The sequence below is a fragment of the Ruegeria sp. YKSD179 genome, assembly GCF_059612885.1.
On record NZ_JBXWRL010000003.1, the window covers coordinates 22,177 to 34,238 of the forward strand.

The window sequence follows — 12,062 nt, forward strand, 5'->3', positions numbered from 1 at the left end:
TTCCCTGGGCAAAGGCTGCGGGCCGCTGCGAAGGCGGCCCGGATGCATTGCGGTTACTCTTTCACGACGCCTGTCGCGAGAGTGTATTCGTCGGTCCGAGGGATGTAGCTCAGACCTTTTTTGGCCGCCCAGGTGTTGACCTGGAAGTGCATCGGAATGATCGCCACGTTCTCGATCGCGCGCTCTGTTGCCGCGGCGAGCAGTTCCTGCCGCTTTGCGTCATCGACTGTTCGCAGGGCTTCTTCGATCAACGCGTCGGTTTCAGCATCCGAGTGTCGGCCACGGTTTGATGATCCAAAGCCCGCATCCTTGTCATGGGTGTGGATCAGCGATTTGAGAGGCGAGGACGCTTCGCCGGACCCCGCGCCCCATCCGACGAGGATAAAGCTGAACTCCGGCAGACCCTCTGGGCTGCCTTTGGAAGCGCGCCCAAAGTATACCGAACGCGGCATGGTTTCGACGGCTGTCTTGATGCCAACACGGGTCAACATTTGCGCAATTGCCTCGGCAATTTTGGCGTCGTTGATGTAACGGTCATTCGGCCCATGGATTGTCATTTCAAATCCATCGGGATAACCGGCTTTAGCCAGAAGCGCTTTAGCACCGTCTGGATCATAGGCCACGACGTCCAAATTGTCAGACACGCCAAAGAACCCCTCGGGCAGAAGCTGACCGGCGGGCAGGGCAACCCCTTCCATGACACGCTCAACGATTGCATCGCGGTTGATCGCCATGCTGATCGCCTTACGGACGCGGACGTCCATGAGGGGGTTCTTGATATCGCCGCCACCGTTGGCCTTCACAAAGGGTGAATCCTCGCGGAATTGGTCCATGTGAAGATAGATCACTCGGTTGGACACGCCCTGGCTCAACTGGATACCGTCATTGCCCTGAAGTGTTGTGATATCGGTCGTTGGTACGCCCGATATCATGTCCACGTCACCGGCAAGAAGCGATGCAACACGGCTCGGACCGGACGTGATTGGGCGGAATTCCACCTCGGACCAGATCGGTGCATCACCCCAGTAGTCGTCGTTCCGTACCAGCACGATGCTTTCACCCGGCGTGTAACTTTGGAACTTGAACGGCCCTGTGCCGATGGCGGCCGTACCCGCGTTGAAGTCTTCCGTCGTTGCTTCGCAGCCCACTTCTGAGATCACAGGGATCGTGGAAATGTCGTTGCCCATTAACGGATAAGGTGCGGCCGTTTTGAAATGCACCGTGTAGTCATCGATCTTGACGACTTCCTTACCCTTGAGATAGGTGCCGTATCCCGATGGAGAGTTCGGTACGTCCGGCGCGCGCGCCATGGTGCAGACTACATCGTCTGCCGTAAAGTCACTTCCGTCGTGAAACTTTACGCCCTCACGCAGCTTGAACTCCCAAGTCAATTCATCAATCGGCTCCCATGACACGGCAAGACCCGGCGATAGGCGCTGCTTCTCATCCTGCGCGATCAGCCGGTCAAAGATGTGCACGGACATCGCGTTGTTCGGACCCAGGTTGTGAAAATGCGGATCGAGTGACGTCGGCTCCGAAGCGAGGCCGATCGTTAGTTTTTCGGCCGAAACAGCACTGGCGCCGAAAGCCAAAATGCTGACAGCGACGGCTGTCGCAGATGTGAGTTTCCTCATCAAAAAGACTCCCTGTTTGTTTGGCGCTTGTGAATGGGCGAATCTTTGGCCGATCCCGCGCCCTATTAAAAAAGGCTAGCTACCGCAAAAATCATTGCCAATACTTATTGCTATGCGACTTTGCATAGACCAATCCAAGAGTTTGGATGTTCAGCCGCTCGTACCGGGGGAGTAATGTAGCATGACGGAACACAGACACAGACTGCGCGAGTTCGAGTCGCTAAGAGCCGTGATCACGACTGGGACAACCATCGGCGCCGCGCGGCGTCTCGGGATTTCGCAGTCTGCCGTGAGCCGGTCCTTATCACAACTCGAGGCCCGTGTTGGGCGATCGCTCTTTCTCCGGCGATCGGGACGTATCGACCCAACAGACGAAGCCTTGCGTCTCAACGAAAAACTGGACCCAATTTTCGAGACGCTGGCGGACATTGAGGGCGCAGAATGGGCTACTCCGGATAACGAGCCGTTACGCCTGATCGTGCCGCCGACTCTGGCACATCACTTTGTCATCTCCAGGGTGGCCAGTTTTCTCAAGAAGAATGAAGGAAAGCAGCTTCAATTGGATATTCAGGCCACGGACGTGCTGGTCGCCGGCATTCTCGACCTCCGCTATGATCTTGGTTTGACAAGTGCGATGATCCAACGAACGGGTGTTCATCTCATGCCTTGGCGCCGCAGTCAGGTGGTCTGCGCCATGCCGAGCAACCATCCGCTATCGGAAAAACGAGTGGTGACGCCGCACGACCTTGAAGGCGTCGCGCTGATCGAGTTTCTGCGAAGGCTGGGGACGCGAGCGATCACCGAAAAGATCTTTGCGCGCGCTGGAATTCGGCCGAAACAAGTCGCAGAAACGGCAACGAACATGGCCGCACTGGAGCTCGTCCGCGAGGGTTTGGGCGTGACGCTGATCAATCCCTTCCCGTTGTTGTCGTCAGGGATGGAAGGTGTCGTCGTCAGGCCATTTGACGCCGCCATTTTTTATGACACGAGCTTTGTACTTCCATCAGGCAGGCCACCTTCTCAGCTTGCCCGCCAGTTCATGCAATTTGTCAAGTTGACGACGCCGCAGGACAAATACTCAGAGCCCGTCTAGCGCAGCATCTTAGCCGACCACGAGGTGTCGACGTCCATCGGAAAGTTCGGTCGTGGCAAATTCGCAAACGGCCAGCGGTCGTGAACTGGCGACGTAAGCCCGCCCGTGTCGACCTCAAATACCTGGTTTGGCCCAAACCAGTTGGAAAACCCGGCCCGAAAGTGGCCTCGGGATTTCACAACAACAGTCCGGGCAGACGCAATATCCAGCCCGAACATATGAAAGAACACGGGGTCGGCAGTCTGTGTGCGATCGGTGATCACCACCACGGTGATACCACCAATACGAAGCGCAGCGGATGGCCCTAGGGCCAATCTCCGACCAGCCGTCATGCCCAGTTCACCTACCACATCTCCATTATGGAGACCCAAGACCTCTGCATCCGCCTCAAAAGGCACATCCCATTGCGCCCAGAAAGCGCTGGAATCGGAAGACCGGTTGAATCGTGCCCTGAATTTGCCGCCGACACCGATGCCATGGGCTTCGTTCGCAAGTTCCGGATCACAAAAGGAACCGAATAGGCATTCTTCGACTTTTGCCGCATGAAGAGCGGCTATCAGTTCCGTCGTCCTGCCACTGCCGCCGCCACCAGGATTGTCACCGGCATCGGAGAAAATCACAGGCGTGCGCGCTTGGTCAGCGGAAATTGAGATCGCTTCCGTCACGGATGTCAGTTTCCGAACGAAATCCTTCCTCAATGACCAGGCCATGTCTGCCAATTCTTCCGCCAGTGCATTGGCCGCCTTCTGGTCCTCACGCGCGGTGACAACGATGCTCAGACCGTTGTCGGGCGTGTCGGAGAAAAGAAAATTACCGAAGATCGATACGTTTAGAATCTCACCTCGACCTTCGGCTTGTCGTCGCTGACCATGGTCGATCAGCGCGCCATACGGGTGCTCGGCACTTAGCAGGGTCACGGATGCCGGAACAAGAGGCAGTTTGACATCCGCGGTTTGGGGCCGGACGCCCGACGCCAAAACCCGGCGCAGCGAAAAGGCGGCTTCCTCGCCACGTTCTATCTGATCGACGTGAGGATTGGTCCGATAGCCGACGATCAGGTCACAGGCATCGACCATCCGTTGTGAGATATTTGCATGCAGATCGAGTGTCGCAATGACAGGTATGTCCGGTCCTACAACTCCCCGAATGCGTGACATCAACAAACCGTCGGGGTCGTGGTCATGCTCGGCAACCATCGCGCCGTGGTTGCAGATGTAGACTGCGTCAACAGGGCCAGCTGAGCGCAGCATGTCTTCCGAAGTCGCTATGACCTCTTCGATTACAGATTTTCGTACTGGACCCGCCGGGTGGCTGGCTGCCAAGATACAGGGTACCGGCGTCCAGTCGCCCGTAGCATCCATCGCCCTGACAAAGGCTGCAAATTCTATTGCCAGCTTTGGTGTCGCGGATCTCGCTTCAGACATCAAAGCATCGCCTGAAAGCCATGTCAGAGACTTAAAGTCCGACAAATCAGCCGGCGGTGCAAAACGATTTGACTCGAGAATTGCGCCAAGGAGGGCGATCTTTGGAACCTTCATGCGAGAGGCCTTTGGAAATGCAACACAATGCGAGGAAACATGAGTAGGTGATTTCAATCAAGGTATCATGCGTCTTCTCTTTTCTAGGAAAACCCCTGCCGCCCTGCGTCTTTCCTATAACGCGACGCGCAAACGATCAGTGCCACCCGTTATGCTGACAGAAGTTTCCGGAGAATTCGTAAAGATTGTTTGGGCCGATGACCCAGACGTTCACCTCATGCGCGGCGCACCGGATCGCCCACCCGCCCGGTTCAATCGCCGGGGGCAGGACGCTTTGTATCTGAGCCCTGATGTCAAAAGCGCAAAAGTCGCTATTGGTCAGGACGTCAGGAAGGATGATCGCCCGCGGGTTGTGTTGACTTTCGAGGTGGAACGATGCGCGTTGTTCGATTTGCGCAGCCCCGAAGCCGCAGATATCTATGCGCTTGCCAGTCAGCCCTGGCGCAAACTCGTAGCTGCCGGTAGGGATCCGTCCTCATGGTTCGCTGCTGATCGGATCAGAGCAGACGGGCATATCGGATTGATTGATCCCTCACGAAGGCGCCCGGGCCTTTGGCACATCACTCTTTTTCGATGGAACGAGGCGAGCGCACCTGGCGTATTTCGGCGTAGTGAAGTGAAACCGGTTACCGTCCTGCCGGACTATCGATGACTTTTCGCTTTGCTTTTTCCTGTCGCAGCGAATGGCGGCTTTGCGGATTGCGACCGCAGTAATGCTAAAGGCTGCTGATAATCCGTTAAGGGCCGTTTGTTGACGTTGAAGCTTGCGACCCGACTGTCTGGTTCGTCCGCAACGCGGACCTTTGTTTGCCGCGCAGCGAGCGTCTGCTTTGGCGATAAGCGCCCTTATGTTAAATGTTGGCCGAAGGCTGCAGGTGGCCCAAGCAAACCCTGTAAACACGGTAAACCCAGCGGGCTGAGGTGTCTCTAGCCAACGAGACCTTCTACCCATGCTGAAACCGCTACACCCATTGAAGCGATGTGATCCGCATGCGTGAAACCTGAGATGCGCTTGCGCGGCTTTAGATCGTGATCGCCGTCTTCAAACCACCTCATCTGGATTGTCGAAGACAGCTCATACCCGCTGACTTCATCCTTCGAGCCAAACGGGTCGCGCGTACCCTGACAGATTAGTGTTGATGTCCCAGAGTTCGCTAATTTCGTCTCTGACGCCATTCGAGCCCACTGGTATGGCCGTACCGTATTTTTAGAAGCTTAAAGTTCCTGTCTTTTTTTCGATTGAGTATCCTGCGTTTCGCAACGCGATCAGCACATCTCCCAGATGCAGTTCATCAAGCATGATGTGGTCTTGAATCGCTTTACTAAGGATACGCCCATAGAGATGGCTTGGGTTCCTGGCCACATTCTTTGGCAACTCTTGAATGGCTGCTTCGATAAGATGCCGAGCATCGCCATTCGTCAGCTTACGGACTTTGTGCTCATGCTCAGTTCCTTCTGGCTTTTGGACAGTCATTATCAAATCGACTGTTACAACACTTTCAGTACCAGAATTTAGGCCCTTAACAGAACGCTGACCTTTGTCGAGTATTGCAATATGAACTGGCTCGGCGCCGAAACCGGCTTCCCGCAGTGCCCGTTGAACAAGCCCCCAAATTCGCCCACTACTATTGCCAAAAACAACAGACATTTTACCGCCTGGCTTAAGCACTCTGTGCGCCTCCTGAAAAGCGCCTCTAAGTAGCTTATGATATCGTTCTTCCGCACCAGTTTTGCGTTTCCCGGTGGTGTGAACAACGGCTTCGCTTGCGTTGTCTGTGATCTCACCGAGCCAGGCTTCATGGAATAGGCTCATGTCGCTATAGAATATGTTGCTACCAAATGGCGGGTCGGTAAAAACGTAATCGACGCTGGAGTCGTCCAGATGATGCAAGTGGTCCGCAGAGGCTAATTCATAGGAGACATCGCGTGATTGCTCTTCGGGAAGTAGTGGCACATCGGCTGAACCAGTAAGGATTGTGTCCGCACGTAGAGCGGCTTCGACTTTTCGACCAAAAAGCTCGAATATATTCCATTCATAGTATACTGGAGATATGTAGTAAGTCTGGTTCTGCGCATTCAAGGGACGCTTAGCGCTCCACTGATAACGTCTCGAGGCGCGAGGCAGAATAGCTGTGAATGCGAACCGCAATTTCAGCATTTGGTGAGGACACGCCGGACACAGTTATTAATGAGCTGATAGTTTTGCTAATCGGCGGTGACGAAGTCACTGCACCGGCCGCGTCAGAGGCCTTGTTAGTGATTGGTAGCGATAAAGCCCTAATCAAGCTCATACAAGCCGTCCGTGATGGACCAGCGCGCAAGGATTGGCTGCTGGCCACTATTGGCAGGTTTCCACCGGACAGAGTGCGCACAAAGCTCGCAGGATCGCAGCTCCTGGATCAGCTTGCACCTATGCTGCTAATTGCAAGAGGCGCAAATTGGACGACGCGGGGCGAAGAAAAAACGATCTCGGATTCCTGCTTAAACAGTATTTGTAGTGAAGCCCAAACACTCTCCGCGAATTAACACGTCAAAAAATGCGAACCTGGTGATCGCCAAACAAAAAACAATGATTGTCAGAAGACAGCTAAGTTATCAGTTACATCGATCTCGGCAAGAGTGCGCTTAATTTTATTGGCAAGGGCATCGACCGAGGTGGACATTCGGGTGGACGAAAAAAGCATCCAAGCCCGTAAGTTATTAACTTAAAAACAAAAAAATAGATTTAGTGGTGCCCCCACACGGACTCGAACCGCGGACCTACTGATTACAAATCAGTTGCTCTACCAGCTGAGCTATAGGGGCTTGGACAGTCGATTAATGCTTCAGAACAGTGACTGCAAGTATGAAATTTCATCTATCATCCACCTTAAGCAAATTATCTTGTGTTTGTAGGTGCAATTTGAAGCGATCCGCGGATTTGACTGTCATTTCCATAGGATGTAACCCAGTTGAGACGCTTTGAAAATGAAGGCGAACAAATAACCATGAAAGTCGTCGTCCACGCAGGCGTTGCTCATTCCGACGATGGTCGGCTGCTCGATCTCCTGAAGGCCAACACCCAAGTGCTTGGTCAGTGGAATGTGGCTTATCGGGGTTTTAGTACCTACAAGAACTACTTTCGAACCGCTCTCGACTCGTTCGAAAATCGACAGTCCATTCAGCGGGCACGAGAAGAATTTCTTAAACAAATACCAAATTATGGAAATTTTGATCGGCTAATCTTGTCGACCCCACGATTCATTGGAGAAATTGAAACGGCGATTATGGACGGGCAGTTCTATCCCCTTGCAGGACAACGCATCGCGTGTCTGGTGGAAATTTTTGAGGGGTTTGAAGTCGAACTGTTCATTGGGCTGCGAAACCCGGGCAGTTTTATCCCCCGGGCGTTAATGAGCCAACCAGAGTCACAGCGACAACGTATCCTTCGCCAAACCGACCTGAGTTGCTTGAGTTGGCTAGCCATGATCGACAACATTCGAGATCTCGCACCTAACGTGAATTTCACGGTATGGAGCAACGAAGATACGCCACTCGTCTGGGGAGACATTGCTCGGGCGATGGCTGGCTTACCCGAAAACGCTGTGCTGTCCGAAGAGTATTCGCTGTTATCATCACTGGTGTCAGGAACTGGCAAACAAGAAATTCAGAACTTAATGCAGAAGAAATCCGCGCCTTGCGACCCTTCGCTTCGCTCGGAACTAAGTCGAATTTTTGATGAATACGCCATGCCCGATGCCATAGAAGAAGAACTTGACCTGGAGGGTTGGAGCGACGAAATAGTCTCGGCTTTTACCGAATTGTACGAACAGGATCTGGCAATGTTAGAAGCCATGCCAGATATCAAGTTTCTAAGACCATAGACGGCCTTCCATCCCAAAGCTCACAAAAATTTCCTAGGGCTAAATAGAGGCCAGGGCCGATTTTATGGCATGGTATGACGCTTTGGGTGTTCGCTTCAATGTCTTGAAATCCACATCGACAAGGCCAAAGCGTTTTTCATACCCCAAGGCCCATTCATAGTTATCGAGTAGTGACCAGACAAAATAGCCATTTATCGGCACACCTTGGTTCAGCGCTTCTTGCAACGCGGAAAGGTGCAGGTCCAGGTAATCGATGCGATCATTGTCTTGCTGACGTACAGAACTGGCCATTCCGTTCTCGGTTACAAAGATCGGCAATTCCCCTGTATATTCACGGGCTGTACGGATCAAGAAGCGGGACAGTGCGTCAGGATCGATTTCCCACCCCATCTGCGTTTTTGGTAAAGGTCCTTGCACCTCTTTTAAACTGGGCCAAGGGGCATCCGTGTGAGAGATCAGCTTACGCGTGTAATAGTTCAGTCCACACCAATCAACCGGAGCGCCAATGGTTTCGAAGTCATCCTCCCAGTCCGCCGGCAAATGTGGCGCCAATCCATCCAGCACGTTTTCCGGATAGGATTTCTTGAAAACGCCTCCAAGAAAGAAACGATTGTAAATCCCGTCATAAAGCGCCGCAGCGTTTTCTGACTGCGCGCTGTCATCGGCAGGTTCAGCCCATTCCAAATTGAACACGGCACCCAAATTAGACATCCCTAACCCGCGCATTGCCTCGATCGAGCGCCCATGAGCCAGTAAAACATGATGCATGGCGCGTGCCGTGGCACGTATATCACGAAGACCCGGGGCATGATGGCCGTCAAAATGACTTAGCCAACTCACGCACCACGGTTCATTGATAGGTGCGACACTGAACATCCGATCACCGATCCGACCCATGATGATCTCGGTAAAATCAGCAAACCAACCTGCTATGTCCCGATTTCGCCATCCCCCAAGATCTGCAAGAGGCGATGGCAACTCCCAGTGATAGAGCGTAGCGCATGGGCGGATGCCGCGTTCTAGCAGTCCGTCAGTCAACCGATCGTAAAAATCCAAACCCGCTTGATTTACCGCCCCTCGGCCCTATGGCAACACGCGTGCCCAACTCGTCGAGAAACGGTAACAGTCGAATCCGGCGTCCTGGATCAAGTCCAGGTCTTGCTCAAACCGGTTGAGATGGTCGCAGGCAAGATCACCGTTTTCGGCGTTTACGACATTACCGGGAGTAGCGGCAAAACTATCCCAATGTGTCTTTCCCGCGCCGCCCTGGGCGTGGCCTTCAATCTGATAGGCGGAGGTCGCGACTCCAAATAGGAAATCCTGCGGAAAGTCGCTTCGTTTGTGTTTCATTTCAAGACCTTTGCCGAACGGGACCAGTTGAGTTTCCGACCACAAGCTCCGCTTCTAACAAACACGATTTCGGGGGATCGTCGGGGGCGTTGATCCGTTCTATCAGCATCTCTGCGGCAAGCTCACCCGCATGTCTTACCGAAGAACGAGTGGCGGTAAAGATCGGTACATCTTGACCGTTGCGCATGTATGACAGTTCATCATCATGGGCAATGACAGAGATGTCGCGCCCCATTTTCAAACCGCTCTCTTCCAACGCCCGACGGACGCCAATCGCTGAGATTATCGAAGAAGCCAAAATTGCCGTTGGTGGATCATCCAATTTCAGCATGTCGCATGCAGTTTGATACCCGTAGATTTCGGTCATTTCTGCGCTGCGCAGCAATGCGGGATCAGGGGTTAATTCTGCTTTTTCGAGCGCAGTTAAGTAGCCATTCCTGCGGCGCCGCGCGAAGTCCATCTCTTCTAAACCATTTATCAGTGCGATGCGACGGTGCCCCAGATCGATCAAAAACTGCGTCGCCCGTTCGAATGACCTTTGGTTGTTGACGTCAATCCAGTCATACGGCACCTGCGTACCGGTCGAGCGACCATGCACAATGAACGGCACGCCCAATCGCGACAGGACGGGGATTCGCGGCTCATTCACCTTGGGACCCTGCAAGACAATTCCGTCAACGACACCGCGGTTAAAAAGGCTGCGATAAGATTCCTCTATTGATGTGTCGGGCGCGTGCGTGAACATCATGTCATAGTTATGCTGAGCATACGCACGGGCAGCACCGGCAACAAAATCACCGAAAATCGGATTGACCATTTCGTGCTGAGAAGAAGTTGGAATTACGTGCCCTATCACCAATGACCGCCCTGTCGCCAACCCTTTTGCCCGACTGTTGGGGCGGTAACCATGCTTTGCAGCAGCGGCCTGGACCCGAATTCTCGTTTCCTCGTTCACCTCGGGATACCCGTTGAGCGCGCGACTGACAGTTGTTTGCGACAAGCCAAGGATTTCAGAGAGTTTCTTTAGGTTCATGGGCCTCAAAGCGCCTTCAAATTTTCGCAAAACTTGTATTTATTGGGTTTGCCACTTCAGTCAACTCGTTTTTGATTTATGGCATTTTTTATTAATATTTTGAGATTTGGCAAACGAAATATTGACAGAAATGCATCATTGACGGATAAACCGTGTCATTCAAAGCGCTTTGGAAATTTAAATTCAAAAGGGCGTAAGATACTGTTGGGAGGAAAATCCATGAAACACTCGCTTTACGCAGGCGCGGCCATGTTCGCCCTGATGGCGGGCGCCGCGCAGGCCGAGAAAGTCACCGTCTTTGGCCCGTGGCTGGGACCTGATCAAGAGAACGTCCAAAAGGTCCTGGACGGTTTTGCCGCTGCTACCGGGCATGAATATGCTTATGTCGGCTCGGACAGCTTCGAACAACAAATTCGGATTGATGCCGAGGCAGGTTCCGCAGCAAATGTTTCCGTCTTTCCACAACCGGGATTAGCAGCAGATATGGCCAAATCCGGGTTTCTGACACCGCTTAACGATGGCACTGCGGATTGGATTCGAGACAATTACGCAGCTGGTCAGTCTTGGGTAGACTTGGGCACTTACTCGGGTCCGGACGGGCAGGACAATCTTTACGGGTTCTTTTACAAGGTCGATGTAAAATCGCTTGTTTGGTACGTGCCCGAAAACTTTGAAGACGCAGGCTACGAAGTGCCAACCACCATGGAGGAGTTGAAGGCGCTGACAGAACAAATCGTGGCTGACGGTGAAACGCCATGGTGCATCGGATTGGGTTCCGGAGGTGCGACCGGCTGGCCGGCCACTGACTGGGTCGAGGACATGATGCTCCGCACTCAATCACCAGAAGATTACGATGCCTGGGTTTCGAATGAAATGAAGTTCAACGACCCCAAGGTGATCGCCGCGATCGAGGAATTTGGCGCATTTGCCCTTAATGACGACTTTGTCGCAGGTGGGGCTGGTGCGGTTGCGACAACAGACTTTCGCGATAGCCCCAAGGGGATGTTCAGTTCACCTCCGCAATGCTACATGCACCGCCAAGCGTCGTTTATTCCGGCCTTCTTCCCTGATGGTACCGTGGTTGGCGAAGACGCAGATTTCTTTTACTTTCCGGCTTATGAAAGCAAGGATTTGGGTAGCCCGGTACTTGGTGCAGGAACTCTTTGGGCCATCACTAATGACAGCCCAGCCGCACATGATTTAATCGCTTACCTTCAGACGCCTGAAGCGCATGAAATTTGGATGGCTCTGACGGGTTTTCTGACACCTCATAAGGGCGTCGATACTTCTGTCTTCTCGGATCCTACTCTGAAAAAGATGAACGAGATTCTTCTTGGCGCAACGACATTCCGCTTTGATGGCTCTGACCTAATGCCCGGAGGTGTTGGCGCAGGGACATTTTGGACCGGCATGGTCGACTACACCGGTGGCAAACCCGCGCAAGAGGTTGCCGACGAGATCCAATCCTCATGGGATGCATTGGACTAATCGCAATTGAACAAGGGCGGCCTTCTGGTTTTGGCCGCCTTCCCTTTTCGCAACGGAGAGCGT

10 protein-coding genes, 1 tRNA gene and 1 pseudogene are annotated in these 12,062 nt (G+C 53.2%); 5 read left to right on the plus strand and 7 right to left on the minus strand.

The genetic code is table 11. The features are described from left to right. Positions 1-53 precede the first annotated feature (53 nt). A complete protein-coding gene (locus AC2FNE_RS01915; RefSeq protein ID WP_496804668.1) occupies positions 54-1,634 on the minus strand; it encodes an ABC transporter substrate-binding protein in 1,581 nt (526 codons plus the stop codon). A gap of 181 nt (positions 1,635-1,815) precedes the next feature. Between AC2FNE_RS01915 and AC2FNE_RS01920 the strand changes: the two genes are divergently transcribed. After that, positions 1,816-2,727, plus strand: coding sequence for a LysR family transcriptional regulator (locus AC2FNE_RS01920; RefSeq protein ID WP_170387145.1), 912 nt, complete (start codon positions 1,816-1,818; stop codon positions 2,725-2,727). Here AC2FNE_RS01920 and AC2FNE_RS01925 read toward each other — a convergent pair. Continuing rightward, positions 2,724-4,265, minus strand: a complete 1,542-nt coding sequence (locus AC2FNE_RS01925; RefSeq protein ID WP_496804669.1) for a M81 family metallopeptidase — start codon at positions 4,263-4,265, stop codon at positions 2,724-2,726. The two genes, AC2FNE_RS01920 and AC2FNE_RS01925, sit on opposite strands and share 4 nt — an antisense overlap. Positions 4,266-4,332: 67 nt before the next feature. On the opposite strand from AC2FNE_RS01925, the gene AC2FNE_RS01930 reads away from it, so the two are divergent. Beyond that, positions 4,333-4,917 (plus strand): RES family NAD+ phosphorylase, encoded by a 585-nt coding sequence (locus AC2FNE_RS01930; RefSeq protein ID WP_496804670.1) that lies wholly within the window; start codon positions 4,333-4,335, stop codon positions 4,915-4,917. A gap of 275 nt (positions 4,918-5,192) precedes the next feature. Here AC2FNE_RS01930 and AC2FNE_RS01935 read toward each other — a convergent pair whose 3' ends face one another. Continuing rightward, the gene (locus AC2FNE_RS01935) at positions 5,193-5,441 is read right to left on the minus strand and encodes an alpha/beta family hydrolase (protein WP_496804671.1); all 249 of its coding nucleotides are present in this window, start codon (positions 5,439-5,441) and stop codon (positions 5,193-5,195) included. Between the two features lie 31 nt (positions 5,442-5,472). After that, entirely contained in the window at positions 5,473-6,345 is an 873-nt protein-coding gene (locus AC2FNE_RS01940; RefSeq protein WP_496804672.1) for a hypothetical protein, read from the minus strand. 56 nt (positions 6,346-6,401) lie between these two features. Here AC2FNE_RS01940 and AC2FNE_RS01945 point away from each other — a divergent pair, with 56 nt between their 5' ends. Next, a complete protein-coding gene (locus AC2FNE_RS01945) occupies positions 6,402-6,791 on the plus strand; it encodes a hypothetical protein (RefSeq protein WP_496804673.1) in 390 nt (129 codons plus the stop codon). A gap of 203 nt (positions 6,792-6,994) precedes the next feature. Here AC2FNE_RS01945 and AC2FNE_RS01950 read toward each other — a convergent pair. Continuing rightward, positions 6,995-7,070: transfer RNA gene (locus tag AC2FNE_RS01950), tRNA-Thr, on the minus strand. 146 nt (positions 7,071-7,216) lie between these two features. Between AC2FNE_RS01950 and AC2FNE_RS01955 the strand changes: the two genes are divergently transcribed. After that, on the plus strand, positions 7,217-8,128 hold the full coding sequence (locus AC2FNE_RS01955) for a hypothetical protein (protein WP_254442480.1): 912 nt from the start codon (positions 7,217-7,219) through the stop codon (positions 8,126-8,128). Between the two features lie 39 nt (positions 8,129-8,167). Here AC2FNE_RS01955 and AC2FNE_RS01960 read toward each other — a convergent pair. Both AC2FNE_RS01960 and AC2FNE_RS01965 read right to left on the minus strand, forming a co-directional pair. Beyond that, positions 8,168-9,478: pseudogene (locus AC2FNE_RS01960) on the minus strand (GH1 family beta-glucosidase). A gap of 1 nt (position 9,479) precedes the next feature. Continuing rightward, on the minus strand, positions 9,480-10,511 hold the full coding sequence (locus AC2FNE_RS01965; RefSeq protein ID WP_170604834.1) for a substrate-binding domain-containing protein: 1,032 nt from the start codon (positions 10,509-10,511) through the stop codon (positions 9,480-9,482). A 219-nt stretch (positions 10,512-10,730) separates the two neighbouring features. On the opposite strand from AC2FNE_RS01965, the gene AC2FNE_RS01970 reads away from it, so the two are divergent. Beyond that, positions 10,731-11,999 carry an ABC transporter substrate-binding protein gene (locus tag AC2FNE_RS01970; RefSeq protein ID WP_170604832.1) on the plus strand — a complete coding sequence of 423 codons (1,269 nt, stop codon included), beginning with the start codon at positions 10,731-10,733 and terminating at the stop codon, positions 11,997-11,999. Positions 12,000-12,062: the final 63 nt, after the last annotated feature.

Bases quoted from the DNA above. Each gene is read 5' to 3' on its own strand.
- AC2FNE_RS01915 (WP_496804668.1), bottom strand. From the start codon at position 1,634: ATGAGGAAACTCACATCTGCGACAGCCGTCGCTGTCAGCATTTTGGCT.
- AC2FNE_RS01920 (WP_170387145.1), top strand. From the start codon at position 1,816: ATGACGGAACACAGACACAGACTGCGCGAGTTCGAGTCGCTAAGAGCC.
- AC2FNE_RS01925 (WP_496804669.1), bottom strand. From the start codon at position 4,265: ATGAAGGTTCCAAAGATCGCCCTCCTTGGCGCAATTCTCGAGTCAAAT.
- AC2FNE_RS01930 (WP_496804670.1), top strand. From the start codon at position 4,333: ATGCGTCTTCTCTTTTCTAGGAAAACCCCTGCCGCCCTGCGTCTTTCC.
- AC2FNE_RS01935 (WP_496804671.1), bottom strand. From the start codon at position 5,441: ATGGCGTCAGAGACGAAATTAGCGAACTCTGGGACATCAACACTAATC.
- AC2FNE_RS01945 (WP_496804673.1), top strand. From the start codon at position 6,402: ATGCGAACCGCAATTTCAGCATTTGGTGAGGACACGCCGGACACAGTT.
- AC2FNE_RS01965 (WP_170604834.1), bottom strand. From the start codon at position 10,511: ATGAACCTAAAGAAACTCTCTGAAATCCTTGGCTTGTCGCAAACAACT.
- AC2FNE_RS01970 (WP_170604832.1), top strand. From the start codon at position 10,731: ATGAAACACTCGCTTTACGCAGGCGCGGCCATGTTCGCCCTGATGGCG.